This window comes from Amaricoccus sp., assembly GCF_047602525.1.
GTDB lineage: Bacteria > Pseudomonadota > Alphaproteobacteria > Rhodobacterales > Rhodobacteraceae > Amaricoccus.
Genome location: NZ_JASGHB010000001.1, coordinates 2987510 through 3003697, shown reverse-complemented (window position 1 = coordinate 3003697; position 16188 = coordinate 2987510). Strand labels below are relative to the sequence as shown.

The window sequence follows — 16188 nt, the reverse complement described above, 5'->3', positions numbered from 1 at the left end:
CCGCAGCTTGCGGCTGGCGCGGCGCGCGTCAAGCGGTGCGGGTTCCGAAGTCGATGCGGTGAAGCGAACTGCCGTTCACGCGCAGCCACTCGCGCGGCGCGGCGTATCCCGGCATCAGGCGGCTGACCACGCTCCAGAACGCCGGCGAGTGGTTCAGCTCGACGATGTGCGCCACCTCGTGCGCGGCCACGTAGTCGAGCACGACCGGGGGCGCCATCACAAGGCGCCAGGAATACATCAGGTCGGCGGCGTGGCTGCACGAGCCCCAGCGGCTCCGCGGGTCACGCAAGGTGACGCGGCCCGCCTTGACCCCCAGCTGCGCCGCGTGGCGCCGCGAGGCGTCGACCACATCGCGACGCGCCTCCTCGCGGAGCCAGCCCGCCACCAGCGGCCCGATCGGGCCGCGCATCGGCACCGCCAGAATCCGCGCCGGTCTGGGTGAACCGCGCGACTGGCGCCGCCCGCACGGTCAGCTCTCCGCCGCGAAACGGCAGGACCGATCCGTCCACCACCTCGGTCCGGCGGGACTGCGCGGCGAGGTGGCCGCGGATCCACGCCTCCTGATCCGAGAGGAACGCCCGCGCGCGCGACAGCGGCACGCCCGGGGGCAGGGTCAGGGTCGGGGCCGAGCCGATGTGCGAGACCCGGAGCACCATCCGCCGCGCGCCGGCATGGCGCCGCAGCCGGACCTCGATCGCCGGGTTCCCGATGCGGATCGCCTCGGCCACGGGCCGGCGCTCAGGCCGTCTCGCGCTGGGCCCGGATGAACTCCCGGACGCGCGGCTCGATCATCTTGCGCCAGCGCGAGCCGTTGAACACGCCATAGTGCCCGACGCCCTCCGCGACGAAGTGGCCACGCTTCTCCGCCGGCAGGCGCGGCGTCATGTCGTGCGCCGCCTGGGTCTGGCCGAGGCCGGTGATGTCGTCCTTCTCGCCCTCGACGGTCATCAGCGCGATATCGTCGACCAGCGTCGTGTCGAGCGGGGTGCCGCGATAGCGGTACTGGCCCTTGGCCATCAGCCGCTTCTGGAACACGCGCTCGATGGTCTGGAGGTAGAACTCGGCGGTCAGGTCCATGACCGCGAGATACTCGTCGTAGAAGGTCCGGTGCTGCTCGGCGCCGTCGCCGTCGCCGCGCACGAGGTTCTGGAACTGGTGGACGTGGGCATCGACATGGCGGTCGATGTTCATCGCGAGAAAGCCCGAGAGCTGCAGGAAGCCCGGGTAGACCCGCCGCATGAATCCGCGACACGGCCACGGGACCATCACGACGACGTTGTTCTCGAACCAGCCGAGCGGCCGCTTCACCGCCAGCTCGTTCGGCTGCTTGGGGTTGCGCGCGGTGTCCATGGGCGAGCCCATCAGCACCATCGACGCCGGCCGCTTCGGGTTCCGGTCGCGGGCCATGAGGCTGGCCGCCGCCATCACCGGGATGCCGGGCTGGCACACCGCCATCACGGCGATGCGCTCGCCCTCGCCGCTCAGCGCCTCGATCATCCGCACGAGGTAGTCGGTGTAGTCGTCGAGGTCGAAGTCGCCGGCCGCCAGCGGCACGTCGCGGGCATCGAGCCAGTCGGTGATGTAGACGTCATGGTTCGGCAGCATGTCGCGCACCGTGCCGCGCAGCAGCGTGGCGTAGTGCCCCGACATCGGCGCGACCATCAGCACCTTCGGGTCGTTGCGCGTCTCGGCGGCCGTCGAGAGCCGCTTGAAGTGGATGACGCGCGCGAACGGCGCCTCCCAGACCACTTCCTCCTCGATCGGCGTGTCCATCCCGTCGACCTGGACCGCGGCGATGCCGAAGTCCGGCTTGCCGTAGCGCCGGGTGGCGTTGATGAACATCTCGAGCGCCGCCGAAACCGCCCGCGAGCCGTAGCTCGATGCCATCGGGTTGAAGGGGTTTCGGATGACCTCCTGGCCGACGCGCGCCGCGGCTCGCATCGGAGAGATGGCCGCATGGGTCATTTCATAGGCGTGATAGAGCATCCCCACCCTCGATTCCCTCGCTCTCGATCGGCACCCAACTGGTCACTTTAGCGTCACGTATAGCCCGCAGTTGCAGCGCATCAAGAGCGTTTGACACCACCCCTTGCCGGCGGGGCGTCCGCGAGCAGTAGCCGCGAAGGTTTGACAAAGTTCTGCAAGCGTGGCATCGGGGCGCCGATTTCCCCTTGATTCCAGCCCGTGAGGAAGCGAATGCCCAAGGATGAATGGGGCGTTAAGCGCGTTTGCCCGACCTGCTCGACCCGATTCTACGACCTTCGTAGCGACCCGATGACCTGCCCGAGCTGTGGCGCGGTCTACACAGTCGACAGCCTTTCCGTCGCCAAGGCCAAAACCCTTCGTCCCGAAAAGGTGAAGCCGGAGCCGGTGGATCTCGAGGATCTGCCCGAGATCGACGCCGACGAGGAGACGCTCGACACCGACGACGATCTCGACGACGAGATCCTCGAGGACGAGGAAGACAACGTCGATCTGGACGAGATCGCCGATGTCGGCAGCGACGAGGAAGAGGGCTGAGCCCCTTTTGCGTTTCCGGGCCATTTCCCGCTTGATCTGGTCCGGTCTCCAACCTAAAGAAGCGCACCGCGGCGCGGGCCCCCAAAAGGGCCCCCGCCAGCACCCAGGTGGTACGGGGCCATAGCTCAGCTGGGAGAGCGCTTGCATGGCATGCAAGAGGTCAGGGGTTCGATCCCCCTTGGCTCCACCAACCCTCCAGTTTCCACCGCACGCAGGACCGGGCGCCATCGGCGTCTCCGGTTGCGCGTGCTCAGGCGTCGACCGGCCGGGCGGCGCGGGCGCGCCAGCGATCGGCATAGGTGGCGAGCGCCGGGTCGGGTTCCGGCGTCGCGGCGGCAGTCTCCTGCGGCGCGGGCGGTTCGGGTAGCGCGAGGAGCGCGGCCCCGAGGCTGGTGCCGGTGCTGCCCGGGGCCGGCAGCACGACCGGACGGCCGGTCGCGGCGCCAAGCATCGCGACGTAGAGGGCATTTCGCGCGAACGGGCCTTCCACGAGGGTCGGGCCCGCCGCGCCGATCAGCTCGAGGCAGGTCGAGGTCATCATCGCCAGATAGAGCGACAGCGCGGCGGTGCGCTCTGCCGGGGTGGCATCCGCCGGGCCGATCCACTGCGCGCGCCGGTCCGGGAACGGGCCGGAGCCGGCGACGACCGAGGGCAGGAGAAAGATCCCGCGCTCGAGCAATGCGCCGACGGCTGCGGGGTCGGGCAGGGGCTCGGGGCGCGTCAGCTCCCACTCCCGACCGCCCATGAAGCGGGCGGAAGGGACGGGGTCGCCGAAGGCGTTGACGTTGACGAGGGTGTCGCGGCCGGGATCGAGCTGCACCGCCCGGCCGCCGACGGCCATGGTCACGACCCAGGTGCCGGTGGAGACGACGGCGAACGGCGCGCGCCGGCTGCGCAGGTGCGGCAGCAGCGAGGCGTTCGAGTCGTGGATGCCGCAGAACACCGGGGTGGCGGGGGAGAGGCCGGTGGCGTCCGCGACCTGCCGCGTGATCGGGCCGAGGCAATCGGAGGCGGCGCGAAGGGCCGGAAACAGCGGGCGCCACCCCTGCGCCGCGACGAGCGACGAGAAATCCCGCGCGGCCGGGTTCCAGAGGTCTGTGTGGCAGCCGAGCGAGGTCGCCTCCGACGCGGCGACGCCGGTCAGCCGGTGCGCCCAGTACTGCGGATACATGAGGATCCGCGTGGCGCGCGCCGCCGCCGGAAAGGTGGCGAACTGCCAGAACAGCTGGCGGCCCACCACGAGGCCGCCGGGCAGTTTTGGCGTGCCGGTCTCGGCAAAGGCCGGGCGGGCGGCGTCGTAGGCGTCGGCGAGCGCGTCCGGCCCGGGATGCTCGTAGTCGAGCACCGGCAGCGCCAGCCGGCCGTCGGCGTCGAGCAGCGCGGCGGTGGCGCCATGCGCGGTGATCGACACGGCATCGGCGCCATGCCGGGCGTGCAGGGCGCCGAGCGCGTCGAGCAGGAACGCCCAGATGCCGTCCGTATCCGCGTGGGGATAGGGCGGCCCGGGCAGTACCCGGCTCGGCCGGGCGATGAAGTCGATCTGGGCGAGACTGCCGGCGTCGACCACCGCGACCTTGGCGTTGGTCTTGCCGATGTCGATGACGAGGATGCGCTCAGGCATGGGCCCGCCCGGCGCGGATGCGGCTGACGAGCCTCGGCAGAGCGATCACGGCGATGAGCAGGAAGCCGATGAAGATCGACATCACAATGCCCGGCACGTTGAGCAGGCCGAAGCCGAACGTCACCATGCCGAGCACGAAGGCGGCGATGACGACGCCGATGATCGTGCCGGAGCCGCCGAGGATCGAAACGCCGCCCAGCACCACCATGGTAACGATCTCCAGCTCCCAGCCGAGCGCGATCGACGGCCGGGTCGAGCCGAGCCGCGAGGTGAGACAGACCGCGGCGAGCCCGGACAGCAGGCCGGTCGTCAGGAACAGCAGGAACTTCACCCGCGCCACCCGGATGCCCGAGAACAGCGAGGCCGTGGGATTGTTGCCGATGGCATAGACCGTGCGGCCGAAGCTCGTCAGGTGCAGGAGCACGGCGAAGGCCGCGGCGAGCAGCCAGAACAGCACGAACTCGACGGAAAAGACCCAGGCGACGTAGCCCTGTCCGAACCAGGAGAACGCCGCCGGATAGCCGGTATACGCCTTGTCGCCGAGCACGATGAAGGCGATGCCGCGGAACAGGCTCATGGTGCCGATCGTGGCGACGATCGACGGCAGCCCGAGCCGGGTGACGAGAAAGCCGTTGAACGCGCCGCAGGCGAGCCCGGTGCCGAGGCCGATCACGACCAGCGCGGGTGTGCCGGCGCCGAGGTGCAGCGCATAGCCCATCGCGGTCGAGGCGAGCGCGATGATCGCGGCGACCGACAGGTCGATCTCGCCCGCGATGATGAGCAGCGCCATCGGAAAGGCGACCATCGCCTTCTCGGTGAAGTTGAACGTGGCGTCCGACAGGTTCCACGGATCGAGGAAGTACGGCGAGGCCAGCGCGTTCGCGATGAAGATCGCCACCGCGAGCGCGAGGAGCAGCGCCTCCCAGCTCTTTAGGACGCGGCTTGCGCGGGTGTCGAGACGGTCGGGGACGTGCCGGAGGTCGGTCATACTGCTTCCGCCGCCTTGAGGATGACGCGGCCCCTGGTGCGCTCGGCGCGGGCGTTGAACGTGACGGCCGCGATGATCGCCGACCCGGAGATCGCGAGTTGCCAGAACGGCGAGACGTCGATGACGGGCAGCGCATTCTTGATGACGCCGAGGAACAGCGCCCCGAGGATCGCCCCCGCGACCGAGCCGATGCCGCCCGCGATCGACACGCCGCCGATGACGCAGGCGGCGATGACGTCGAGCTCGAACCCGCCGGCCACGTCGACATAGGCGACGGCGTAGCGCGCGACCCAGAGATAGCCGCAGACGCCGGCCAGCGCGCCCGACAGGATGTAGGCGGCGCAGCGGGTGCGGCCGACGTCGATGCCGGTATAGACCGCCGCGTGCGGATTGCCGCCCACGGCATAGAAGGCGCGGCCGAGCGGCGTGCGGGTCAGCACGAGCCACATGGCAAGGACCGCGGCGACGGCGATCCACGTCAGCACCGGCAGCCCCGCGAGGGAGGCGCGCGGCAGCGCCTTGAACGCCGGGCTCATCTCGTGGGCATTCACCCAGGCGCCGCCGGACAGCAGGAAGATCGCGCCGCGATAGATCGTCAGGGTGCCGAGTGTGGCGACGATCGGCGGGATGTCGAGCTTCCAGACCATCAGGCCGTTGACGGCGCCGAGCGCCGCGCCAAGCCCGAGGGCGACGAGCATCAGCACCGGAATCGGGATCCCGGGGTGGGCGGCGTTCAGCATGGCGACCACCATGCCGTTGAGCGCGAGGTTGGCGGCCACCGAGAGGTCGATGCACTTGGTCAGGATCACCGCCATCTGCCCGAGGGCGAGCACGATGAGGATCGCGGTATCGTTGAACACATTGGCGAGGTTCGCCGGCCGCGCGAAGGCCGGAAAGCGCGTGGCGATCAGCGCGACGAGGCCGGCAATGATGGCGGCGAGGAGCAGTTCGCGGGATTTCATGCGCTTTCTCCGATCCCGGCGGCCGCCCGGACGAGGCTTTCCGGATCGAGGCCGATGCGGGGGTATTCACCGACGATGCGGCCCTCGCGCATGACGATCACGCGGTCCGACATGCCGAGGATCTCCGGGATCTCCGAGGAGACCATGATGACGGCAAGGCCCTGCGCCGCCAGCTCGGCCATGAACTCGTGGACCGCGGCCTTGGAGCCGATGTCGATGCCCTTGGTCGGCTCGTCGAGGATGATGACGCGGGGCCGGGTGGCGAGCCACTTGGCGATCACCACCTTCTGCTGGTTGCCGCCCGAGAGCTGGCCCACCTCCTGATCCAGCGCCGCGGCGCGCAGGTCGAGGCGGCGGGTGTACTCGCGGGCGAGCCGGAATTCCTCGGCGAGGCGCAGGAAGCCGCGCCGCGAGGTGCGGTGGAGCGAGGGCAGCGTGACGTTCTGGAAGATCGGCAGCGCCCGGATGGCGCCCTGTGCGCCGCGATCCTCGGGGACGTAGACGATGCCGCGGGCGATCGCCTCGGCGGGGGAGCGGATGATGGCGATCTGCCCGTCGATCCGCACCGCGCCCTTCGACGGCCTTGTCACGCCGAACAGCGCCTGCATCACCTCGCTGCGGCCGGCGCCGACCAGCCCGTAGAAGCCGAGGATCTCGCCGCGATTCAGGGTGAAGCCGATCGAGTCAAACTCGGTCGGATGGCTGTAGCCGACGACGCGCAGGATCTCGTCGCCGATCTCGTGGCGGCGCTCGGGGAAGATCGCGTCGATCGAGCGGCCGACCATCATCCGCACCAGTCCGGCCTCGGTCACGTCGGCCATCGCGCCCTCGCCGATGAAGCGGCCGTCGCGGAACACGGTGTAGCGGTCGGCGATGCGGAAGATCTCGTCGAACTTGTGGCTGATGAACAGGATCGCCTTGCCCTCGGCCTTCAGCCGCTCGATCAGCTCGTAGAGTTCGGCGATCTCCTTGTGCGACAGGGCGGCGGTCGGCTCGTCCATGATGACGACGCGGGCGTCGATGGAGAGGGCGCGGGCGACCGCGACCAGGTGCTTGCTGGCGATGCCGAGGTCGCGCAGCCGGGCGCGCGGGTCGATCTCGGCGCCGACGCGGGCCAGCATCTCGCGGGCGCGTGCCGTCAGGCGGCCCCAGTCGATGAGGCCGAGGCGGGTGCGCGGCGCGTGGCCGAGCAGGATGTTCTCCGCCACCGTGAGGTCGTCGAAAAGCACGGTCTCCTGATGGATCGCGGTGACGCCGGCGTCGGCGGCCGCGTGCGGCGTCGGAAAGGCGACCGGGCTGCCGTCGAGCAGGATCTCGCCCGCGTCGGGCTGGTAGATGCCGGTGAGGATCTTGACGATGGTGGACTTGCCGGCGCCGTTCTCGCCGACGAGCGCCGTGACTTGGCCCGGGTAGAGGCCGAGGCGCACGCCGTCGAGCGCCTTGACGCCGGGAAAGCTCTTGGCGATCCCGCGAAGCTCGAGCACGGGGGCGAGGGCGGGCTCGGCCCGCGCCGCGGCGGGCGCGGGGGCTTCGCTGACGGGGCTGACGAGCATGGGGGTCCCTTGGGCAAGGGCTCCCGGACGGGTCCGGGAGCCCGCAGGATCAGAAGATCGACTTGAACTGCTCGATGTTCGACTTGTCGTAGACGAACGGATCGGCCATCGCGCCTTCGGTCTTGTCGTCGAGCTTCACCGTGCCCATGCGGCCCATCGGGATCTCGCCGCCGGGCTTCGCCTCGGCCTTCTTGGTGGCGAGGTTGTAGGCGATCATCGTCGCGGAATAGCCGAGGTCGATCGGGTTCCAGATCGCGAACGACTTCGAGGCGCCGCTCTCGACGTGCCCGGCCATTTCCGACGGCAGGCCGAGGCCGGTGACGTTCACCTGCCCGATCTTGCCCGCGTCCTCCACCGCCTGCGCCGCGGCGACGATGCCGACCGACGTGGGGGCGATGATCGCCTTCAGGTCCGGGTAGGTCTGCATCAGGCCCTGGGCCTCGCGATAGGACTTGTCGGCGAGGTCGTCGCCGTAGACCGTCGCCACCACGTTGATCTTGGGATAGTTCGGCAGAACCTTGTTCATCTCGGCGATCCAGGTGTTCTGGTTCGTCGAGGTGGTGGTGGCCGACAGCACCGCCACGTCGCCGCCGTCGGGCAGGTTGTCGGCGGCGAGCTTGATGATCATGTTGCCGATGAGCGGGCTCGACGACGGGTTGAGCTGCATCTCGCGGCCTTCGGGGGCGACGCCGGAGTCCCACGAAATGACGGTGATGCCGCGCTGCATCGCCTTCTTCAGCGCCGGGACCACCGCGTCGGGGTCGTTCGCCGAGATGGCGATGGCGTCGACGTTCTGGGCGATCAGCGAGTTGATGACCTCGATCTGGCCCTCGGCGGTGGTGTCGGTCGGGCCGGTATAGATGATCTGGACGTCGCCGAGCTCCTTGGCCGCCTCCTGGGCGCCCTTCGCGGCGGCCTCGAAGAAGCCGATGCCGAGCGCCTTGACCACCAGCGCGATGCGCTTCTGGTCGGCCGCGTGCGCCGGAGCCATCAGCGCCGTCGCCAGCGCGGCCGAGGCAAGCAGGGTCTGCACGAATTTCATTGGTCAGGACCTCCCGGGGTGTCGTCTGTTGGATCTGCTCGTCCGATTTCGCTCACGATGACGTGGCACGAACGGTGTGTCAATCATCTTCGATCATCAGTGATCGTTCTGCACTGCAGCATGATTGGACGTGATTGACATTGGCCCCCTGGCGCGCAATTTTCGCGTCAAAGCGCCGGGCGGATCGGCGTACCCGGGGAGGAGACCTCATGCTCGACGCCAAGGCCGACAGGCACCTCGCAAACCATTGGGACGACGAGAAGGCTGCCGGGATGACCGAGCCGGAGCGGCTGCTCTATCGCTCGAACCTGCTGGGCGCCGACAAGCGAATCACCAACTACGGCGGCGGCAACACCTCGGCCAAGGTGATGGAGACCGATCCGCTGACCGGCGCCGAGGTGGAGGTGCTGTGGGTGAAGGGGTCGGGCGGCGACGTCGGCACGATGAAGCTCGACGGCTTCTCGACGCTCTACATGGAGAAGCTGCAGGCGCTGAAGGGCATCTACCGCGGGCTCGCGTTCGAGGACGAGATGGTCGGGCTGCTGCCGCACTGCACGTTCAACCTGAACCCGCGGGCGGCCTCGATCGACACGCCGCTGCACGCCTATGTGCCGCGCGCCCACGTCGACCACATGCACGCGGACGCGATCATCGCCATCGCCGCCTCGAAGGATTCGAAGGCGCTGACGGCCGAAGTCTTCGGCGGCGAGATCGGCTGGCTGCCATGGAAGCGGCCGGGATTCGAGCTGGGGCTGTGGCTCGAAACCTTCTGCCGGGAGAATCCGCAGGCGAAGGGCGTGGTGCTCGAGAGCCACGGGCTGTTCACCTGGGGAGACGACGCGAAGAGCTGCTACGAGACGACGATCGCGGTCATCAACCGGGCGATCGACTGGCTCGACGCGCGGACGGCCGGCGTGCAGGCGTTCGGCGGCGCGCGGGTCGGGTCGCTGCCGGCAGACGAGCGGCGGGCGGTGGCGGCGCGGCTGATGCCGGTGATCCGCGGGCTGGTGTCGAAGGATGCGCGCATGGTCGGGCATTTCGACGACCAGCCGGCGGTGCTCGAGTTCGTCAACGCGACCGGCATGGCGCCGCTCGCCGCGCTCGGGACCAGCTGCCCGGACCACTTCCTGCGCACCAAGATCCGGCCGCTGGTGGTGGACTTCGACCCCGCCGCGCCGGACGTCGACGCGACGCTCGCGGGCCTGCCCGCGGCGGTCGAGGCGTACCGGGCGGACTACGCGGCGTACTATGCGCGGTGCAGGCGGCCGACGAGCCCGGCGCTGCGGGATCCGAATGCGGTGGTCTATCTCGTGCCGGGCGTCGGGATGCTCACCTTCGCCAGGGACAAGGCGACGGCGCGGATTTCGGGCGAGTTCTACGTGAACGCCATCAACGTCATGCGCGGCGCCTCGGTGGTCAGCGCGTACCGCGGTCTGCCGGAGCAGGAGGCGTTCGACATCGAATACTGGCTGCTGGAGGAGGCGAAGCTCCAGCGGATGCCGAAGCCGAAGAGCCTCGCGGGCCGCATCGCGCTCGTCACCGGCGGCGCCGGCGGCATCGGCGCGGCGATCGCCGACCGCTACCTGCGCGAGGGCGCCTGCGTCGTGCTCGCCGACATCGACGCGACGGCGCTCGGCGAGACCAGGGCGGCGCTGGCGGCGCGTCACAGCGCCGACGTGGTGCAGGCGGTGGAGATGAACGTCACGTCCGAGGACGCGGTGGCGGCGGCCTTCGCCGACGCGAGCGTGGGGTTCGGCGGCATCGACATCCTCGTCTCCAATGCCGGCATCGCCTCGTCGGCCCCGATCGAAGCGACGACGCTGGCGCTCTGGGACAAGAACATGGCGATCCTGTCGACGGGGTACTTCCTCGTCTCGCGGGCCGCGTTCGTCCTGTTCCGGGCGCAGGGCATCGGCGGGTCGGTGGTGTTCATCGGCTCGAAGAACGGCCTCGCCGCCTCGCCGGGAGCCGCCGCCTATTGCACCGCCAAGGCGTCGGAGCTGCACCTCGCACGCTGCCTCGCGCTGGAGGGCGCGGAGGCCGGCATCCGGGTGAACGTGGTGAACCCCGACGCCGTGCTGCGCGGCTCGAAGATCTGGGAGGGCGAGTGGCTGGAGCAGCGCGCCGCCACCTACAAGACCGACAAGGACGGGCTGGAAGAGATGTACCGCCAGCGCTCGCTGCTGAAGCGGTCGGTGTTTCCCGAGGACATCGCCGAGGCCGCGTATTTCCTCGCCTCGGACGCCTCGTCGAAGTCGACCGGCAACATCGTCAACGTCGACGCCGGCAACGTCCAGGCGTTCACGCGCTGAGGGAGGGGATGATGACGGTTCAGGAAACCCGCGGCGAAGCCGAGCTGCGGCGTGACTACGAGGCCCTGGGCGAGCGGCTGGCGCGGCGGGGCGTGGAGATCGAGGCGCTGAAGCGGCGCGCGGCGGCCTTCGGCGTCGCGGTGCCGTCCTGGGGCGTCGGCACCGGCGGCACGCGCTTTGCCCGTTTCCCGGGGGCGGGCGAGCCGCGGCACATCTTCGACAAGCTCGACGATTGCGCCGTGATCGCCCGGCTGACCGGGGCGACGCCCACGGTGTCGCTGCACATCCCGTGGGACAAGGCCGATCCCGCGGCGCTGCGCCAGAAGGCGGCGGAGCTGGGCCTCGGCTTCGACGCGATGAATTCCAACACGTTCTCCGACGCTCCGGGCCAGCCGCTCAGCTACAAGTTCGGCTCGTTGTCGCACAGCGACCGGCAGGTGCGGGCCCAGGCGGTCGAGCACAATCTGGAGTGCATCGCGATCGGCGAGGCGATCGGGTCGAAGGCGCTGACCGTGTGGGTCGGCGACGGCTCGAACTTCCCCGGGCAGAGCAGCTTCACGCGGCAGTTCGAGCGCTATCTCGAGGCGATGGCTCAGGTCTATGCCGGCCTGCCCGACGACTGGCGGCTCTTCACCGAGCACAAGATGTTCGAGCCGGCGTTCTATTCGACGGTGGTGCAGGACTGGGGCACCAACTACCTGATCGCGCAGGAGCTGGGGCCGAAGGCGTTCTGCCTCGTCGACCTCGGGCACCACGCGCCGAACGTCAACATCGAGATGATCGTCGCGCGGCTGATCCAGTTCGGCAAGCTGGGCGGCTTCCACTTCAACGACTCGAAGTACGGCGACGACGATCTCGACGCCGGGTCGGTCGATCCGTTCCGGCTGTTTCTGGTCTTCAACGAACTGGTGGATGCGGAGGGCCGGGTCGACGGCTTTCATCCCGCGCACATGATCGACCAGAGCCACAACGTGACCGATCCGATCGAGAGCCTGATGACCAGCGCGATGGAGATCGAGCGCGCCTACTTGCAGGCGTCGCTGGTCGATCGGCAGGCGCTGGCGGGGTATCAGGACGAGAACGACGCGCTGATGGCGGCGCAGACGCTGAAGGCGGCGTTCCGGACGGATGTGGAGCCGATCCTTGCTCTCGCGCGGCTGGAGAAGGGCGCGGAGATCGACCCGGTCGCCGCCTACCGTCGCTCCGGCTATCGCGCGAAGGTCGCTGCGGAGCGGCCGGCGGTGGCGGGGGGCAGCGGCGGGATCGTCTAGCCCCGCCACCGCCCGCGCGCGGTTACAGCACGACGACCTTTGCGCCGACCTTCACCCGGTCGTAGAGGTCGATCACGTCCTGGTTCAGCATCCGGAAGCACCCGGAGGAGGCCGCCCAGCCGATCGACTTCGGCGTGTTTGTGCCGTGGATGCGATAGCCGGAGTCCGAGCCGCCGAAGTTGATGTAAAGCGCGCGCGCGCCCAGCGGATTGGTGACGCCGCCGGGCTGGCCGTCGGCCCACTTCCGCACGTGCGGGTCGCGGGCGATCATCTCCGGCGGCGGGGTCCACGTCGGCCACTTCGCCCGTCGCGCAATGGTCCCCGAGCCGTTCCAGCCAAAGCCCTCGCGTCCGACGGCAATGCCGTAGCGCATGGCCTTGCCGTTCTCCTCGACGAGATAGAGGAACGGCCCCTTGGGATCGACGACGACGGTGCCCGGCGCCTCGGTCGTCTGATAGTCGACCTCGTTGCGCAGCAGCTCGCGGTGAAACGCCGCGACGTCGATCGCGGGCAGCGTCTTGTCGCCGTCCTTGCGCGACGCGTACATCGCGACGAGCGCCGGATCGGGCGCGGGCTTTTCCACGACGACAGCCGGCGCCGGGGTGGCGGCGCGCGCGGCCTCCGGCGCGGCGGCGGGAGTGGGGGCGGGCGGCGTCGCGGCAGCTTCGGTCAGCGTGGGGCCGGTGGCGGGGACGCCGGCACAGGCCCCGAGCGCGACCGCCGCGGCGAGCAGGGCGACGCAGGATCTGGCGTTCATGTCGACTCAACTCCTAGACAACGATCACGCAACGCGCCCGCCGGCGTCTTCAGCGCCGCGACGGACCAGAACAGCTCGACATGCCTCCGTTAGGCCCCGAACCCTTGTGGTTTGCTGAAGGCCTCACGTGCGTCAGTCTATCGCGGCCGCGAATTGTCCACAATTGTGCGCGCCTTCTCCCTTCGGACGATGGCGCAGGAACCTCGCGGCCCTGCCACCCGTTTCGATCGACGTCAGGAAGGAGATTGCGGGATGTGGAGGGGCATCAGTCTGCTCGCAGCGAGCCTCACCGCTCTCGCGCCACCCGTCGCGGCCGACAGCGACACCGGCTGCCCGACGGCGCCCGCGACATTGCCGGAGCCGGGCAGCGACGGTTCGGCGCCGGGCAACGCCGGCAATACCGGCTGGACCGGGGGCACCGGCGGCTCGCACATCGGCACCAGCGGTCAGGGCGCGGTGGCGGAGTCGCGAACGTGGCAGCCGCCGACGGCGACCGGGCTTGACCTCGGAGGGACGACTACGGCGCCGGCCGACTGCTAGCGAGCCGCCCTTCCGAACAGCCGGAACTCCCCCGTGGATCTCCGGTCGGGTTTCGGCTTAGGTCGGCCCGGGGCTTTCGGAGGGCGGACATGCGGCGGATCATCTTGGGGCTGGCGCTGGTGCTCGGGGCACCGGCCGGGGCGCAGACGCTGGCGCCGCTCGACACCGGGCCGGGGGTGAAGACCTGCGGCGAGTTCCGCAAGCTCGACCTCGCCGCGCAGGTCGCCGCACTTGCCACCGTCCAGCCGCTCGGCGACGAGATCGACCCGTCGGATCAGGACGCGGCCGAGAACTGGGCCGACGAGGTGGCGGACGCCTGCGGCGACGACGCCGACCGGCCGCTGGAGGACGCCGCCGCGGCGGCGCTCGATCAGGAATAGCTCACGCGAGCCCGAGCCACTCGGGCAGGGCCCCAACCGAAGGCAGGACCACGTCGGCATGCGGCGCAAGCTCTGCGCGGGTGGCGACGCCGGTCAGCACCGCGACCGCCGTCATGCCGGCGGCGCGGCCGCTCTCGAGGTCGTGGATGCTGTCGCCGACCATCGCGCAGGCGCGGGGCGCGAGGCCGGTGGCGGCGCAGAACGCCGTGAGCATGCCCGGCGCCGGCTTGGCGCCGTGGCCGCTGTCGTAGCCCGCAACGAAGGTGAAGCGGTCGAGCACACCGGCGCGCGCGAGGTGGGCACGGGCCGGCGCCTCGCTGTCGTTGGTGGCAAGGCCGAGGGTCTTCCCGCCGGCGATGAGCCGGTCGAGCAGCGGCAGGAGCGGCGTCACCTCGATCTGGTCGGCGGCGGCCGTGCTGGCGAGGATCATCCGGCGAAGCGGTGCCTCGTCGAGCCCGGGCAGCGTCGCGCGGATTGCGTCGATCACCACCTCCATGGTCCCGGCGATCACCGCGCTTTCGGGCAGGAACTGCCGCGCCGCGCGGTCGTAGCCGAGGCGCCCGGCGAGGTCGTCGGCCGCGCCCGGGCTGGCGTGGCACAGCTTTTCGATGAGGCCGCTCGCCCAGACCGACCAGGTGGCATGGAAGTCGAAGAGCGTGCCGTCCTTGTCGAAGACGAGCCCCCGGATCGTGCGCGGGTCGACCGCCTCAGTCATCTCGCCTGCTCCCTCGCGCGCGGTCCCGTCCGGTTGCCACGAAGCAACGCCGCTGCGCAAGGCCGTGCGCTCGCCCGCCTTCGCGTGACCGCGCGACGACTCTCTCGCGCCTCGTAAGGCGGGTGGCCCCCCGGCGGGGCGTCACGTCCAGTCCTGCGTCCCGCCGTCGAGCACCGCCCGCGCGCGGGCCACGTCCTCCGGGCGCAGGTCGGCCGCGGCGGCGAAGTCCGCGACCCAGGCGTCGGACTGCAACAGGAAGTCGAGGAGGAAGCCGAGCAGCTCGGGCTCGCGGCCGCGCGCGAGGAGGTCGGCGGCGTCGAGCCCGCTCTGGGCGAGGCAGGCCTCGAGCAGCTCCGGCCGGCCGGCGAGGAAGATGAGCGCGTCCTCCGCCACGCGGGCGGCCTTGTCGGTGTGCATGCGGCAGCGATCTCCACGGGGGTCGGGGCCGGCACTCTAGGGGCTTCGGCGGGCCGGGCGAAGTTCCTTTCGTCCGCATCCCGTTCCGGCCCGCAAGCCCCTTGCCTCGCTGCGCGTGCACCCCTATAAGCCCGCCTTCCAAACCGCAGCGGCCGGCCGATCAGGGCTGCCGAGTCGCTGTCTGAACGCGTGCTCGCGAAGGAGACCCGAAATGCCCAAGATGAAGACCAAGTCGGGCGCCAAGAAGCGCTTCAAGGTGACGGCCACCGGCCGCATCGTCACCGCCCAGGCCGGCAAGCGGCACGGGATGATCAAGCGGTCCACCAAGTTCATCCGCCAGGCCCGCGGCACCACGACCCTCTCGGCACCGGACGAGAAGATCGTGAAGTCGTACATGCCCTACGCCCGCTGAGGAGCCTGAGAGATGTCCCGAGTCAAGGGTGGCGTGACCTCTCACGCCCGTCACCGCAAGATCATCAAGCAGGCCGCCGGCTACTACGGCGCCCGCTCCACCAACTACCGCACCGCGAAGCAGGCCGTCGACAAGGCGCTGCAGTACGCGACGCGCGACCGCAAGGTGCGCAAGCGGAACTTCCGCGCGCTCTGGATCCAGCGGATCAACGCCGCGGTCCGCGAGTATGACGTGGAGTTGACCTACTCGCGCCTGATCGACGGCCTGACCAAGGCCGGGATCGAGGTCGACCGCAAGGTCCTCGCCGATCTCGCCGTTCACGAGCCGGCGGCGTTCAACTCGATCGTCGACCAGGCGAAGTCGGCGCTGGCCTGATCGCGCGCGACGTTGCCCAAAATTTGGCCCGCCCTCGAAAGGGGCGGGCCTTTTCGTGTCCGGCGTCAGTTGTCGATGTCCATCGGGACGATGCGATACGTGCCGTCGATCCTGAAGCCGTGATGGCCGGCCGTGCACTTCGCGTCGTTGATCTCGAAGCGGTTGTCGGTCTCCTTGCTGACCTCGGTGAAGGTACAGCCGAGCGGAGCGACGGCCTCCGACGGCGGCGATCAGGTGCTTGTGCATGACGGTTCCACCAGTTCGACGCAGTGGGGGCTAGCGTGGACCCGCCGAGGGGAACCAGCCCGAGGCCGGGACGTTGC

General features: G+C 69.9%; 17 protein-coding genes, 1 tRNA gene and 1 pseudogene. 8 read left to right on the top strand and 11 right to left on the bottom strand.

What is annotated here, in order from left to right; genetic code table 11:
* Positions 1–28: 28 nt before the first annotated feature.
* From QM699_RS15360 to QM699_RS15350, 3 genes and pseudogenes are all read right to left on the bottom strand, one after another.
* Positions 29–409 carry a M48 family metallopeptidase gene (locus tag QM699_RS15360; RefSeq protein WP_415011944.1) on the bottom strand — a complete coding sequence of 127 codons (381 nt, stop codon included), beginning with the start codon at positions 407–409 and terminating at the stop codon, positions 29–31.
* 97 nt (positions 410–506) lie between these two features.
* Positions 507–656 (bottom strand): annotated as a pseudogene (locus tag QM699_RS15355) (M48 family peptidase); the annotation flags it as partial.
* A gap of 82 nt (positions 657–738) precedes the next feature.
* On the bottom strand, positions 739–1986 hold the full coding sequence (locus tag QM699_RS15350; protein ID WP_415011943.1) for a polyhydroxyalkanoate depolymerase: 1248 nt from the start codon (positions 1984–1986) through the stop codon (positions 739–741).
* A 210-nt stretch (positions 1987–2196) separates the two neighbouring features.
* Between QM699_RS15350 and QM699_RS15345 the strand changes: the two genes are divergently transcribed.
* Both QM699_RS15345 and QM699_RS15340 read left to right on the top strand, forming a co-directional pair.
* Complete coding sequence (locus tag QM699_RS15345) at positions 2197–2520, top strand: FYDLN acid domain-containing protein (protein WP_415011942.1); 324 nt, start codon at positions 2197–2199, stop codon at positions 2518–2520.
* A 114-nt stretch (positions 2521–2634) separates the two neighbouring features.
* Positions 2635–2710, top strand: a tRNA-Ala gene (locus tag QM699_RS15340).
* 60 nt (positions 2711–2770) lie between these two features.
* On the opposite strand, the gene QM699_RS15335 is transcribed toward QM699_RS15340, so the two are convergent.
* From QM699_RS15335 to rhaS, 5 genes are read right to left on the bottom strand one after another with little or no spacing between them, the layout of a single operon-like run.
* Positions 2771–4141: an FGGY-family carbohydrate kinase gene (locus tag QM699_RS15335; RefSeq protein WP_415011941.1), complete on the bottom strand. Its 1371-nt coding sequence runs from the start codon at positions 4139–4141 to the stop codon at positions 2771–2773.
* Positions 4134–5129, bottom strand: coding sequence for an ABC transporter permease (locus tag QM699_RS15330; protein WP_415011940.1), 996 nt, complete (start codon positions 5127–5129; stop codon positions 4134–4136). Before QM699_RS15330 ends, QM699_RS15335 begins: the two co-directional genes overlap by 8 nt.
* The gene (locus QM699_RS15325; RefSeq protein ID WP_415011939.1) at positions 5126–6091 is read right to left on the bottom strand and encodes an ABC transporter permease; all 966 of its coding nucleotides are present in this window, start codon (positions 6089–6091) and stop codon (positions 5126–5128) included. Before QM699_RS15325 ends, QM699_RS15330 begins: the two co-directional genes overlap by 4 nt.
* Positions 6088–7644: a sugar ABC transporter ATP-binding protein gene (locus QM699_RS15320; RefSeq protein ID WP_415011938.1), complete on the bottom strand. Its 1557-nt coding sequence runs from the start codon at positions 7642–7644 to the stop codon at positions 6088–6090. Before QM699_RS15320 ends, QM699_RS15325 begins: the two co-directional genes overlap by 4 nt.
* A 49-nt stretch (positions 7645–7693) precedes the next feature.
* Positions 7694–8686, bottom strand: coding sequence for a rhamnose ABC transporter substrate-binding protein (gene rhaS / locus QM699_RS15315; protein WP_415011937.1), 993 nt, complete (start codon positions 8684–8686; stop codon positions 7694–7696).
* A 209-nt stretch (positions 8687–8895) separates the two neighbouring features.
* Here rhaS and QM699_RS15310 point away from each other — a divergent pair, with 209 nt between their 5' ends.
* Both QM699_RS15310 and rhaI read left to right on the top strand, forming a co-directional pair.
* Complete coding sequence (locus QM699_RS15310; RefSeq protein ID WP_415011936.1) at positions 8896–10998, top strand: bifunctional rhamnulose-1-phosphate aldolase/short-chain dehydrogenase; 2103 nt, start codon at positions 8896–8898, stop codon at positions 10996–10998.
* A gap of 11 nt (positions 10999–11009) precedes the next feature.
* The gene (rhaI, locus tag QM699_RS15305) at positions 11010–12269 is read left to right on the top strand and encodes an L-rhamnose catabolism isomerase (protein WP_415011935.1); all 1260 of its coding nucleotides are present in this window, start codon (positions 11010–11012) and stop codon (positions 12267–12269) included.
* A 22-nt stretch (positions 12270–12291) separates the two neighbouring features.
* Here rhaI and QM699_RS15300 read toward each other — a convergent pair whose 3' ends face one another.
* Positions 12292–13026: a L,D-transpeptidase gene (locus QM699_RS15300; RefSeq protein WP_415011934.1), complete on the bottom strand. Its 735-nt coding sequence runs from the start codon at positions 13024–13026 to the stop codon at positions 12292–12294.
* Positions 13027–13278: 252 nt separating this feature from the next.
* Between QM699_RS15300 and QM699_RS15295 the strand changes: the two genes are divergently transcribed.
* Entirely contained in the window at positions 13279–13566 is a 288-nt protein-coding gene (locus QM699_RS15295) for a hypothetical protein (protein WP_415011933.1), read from the top strand.
* Positions 13567–13655: 89 nt separating this feature from the next.
* Entirely contained in the window at positions 13656–13946 is a 291-nt protein-coding gene (locus QM699_RS15290; RefSeq protein ID WP_415011932.1) for a hypothetical protein, read from the top strand.
* A gap of 1 nt (position 13947) precedes the next feature.
* Here QM699_RS15290 and QM699_RS15285 read toward each other — a convergent pair whose 3' ends face one another.
* A complete protein-coding gene (locus tag QM699_RS15285; protein WP_415011931.1) occupies positions 13948–14661 on the bottom strand; it encodes an HAD family hydrolase in 714 nt (237 codons plus the stop codon).
* Between the two features lie 141 nt (positions 14662–14802).
* Positions 14803–15078: a DUF3572 family protein gene (locus tag QM699_RS15280; RefSeq protein ID WP_415011930.1), complete on the bottom strand. Its 276-nt coding sequence runs from the start codon at positions 15076–15078 to the stop codon at positions 14803–14805.
* A gap of 211 nt (positions 15079–15289) precedes the next feature.
* Between QM699_RS15280 and rpmI the strand changes: the two genes are divergently transcribed.
* Together rpmI and rplT are read left to right on the top strand one after the other, a co-directional pair.
* Positions 15290–15490 carry a 50S ribosomal protein L35 gene (gene rpmI, locus QM699_RS15275; RefSeq protein ID WP_415011929.1) on the top strand — a complete coding sequence of 67 codons (201 nt, stop codon included), beginning with the start codon at positions 15290–15292 and terminating at the stop codon, positions 15488–15490.
* A 12-nt stretch (positions 15491–15502) separates the two neighbouring features.
* Positions 15503–15865: a 50S ribosomal protein L20 gene (rplT, locus tag QM699_RS15270; RefSeq protein WP_415011928.1), complete on the top strand. Its 363-nt coding sequence runs from the start codon at positions 15503–15505 to the stop codon at positions 15863–15865.
* Positions 15866–16188: the final 323 nt, after the last annotated feature.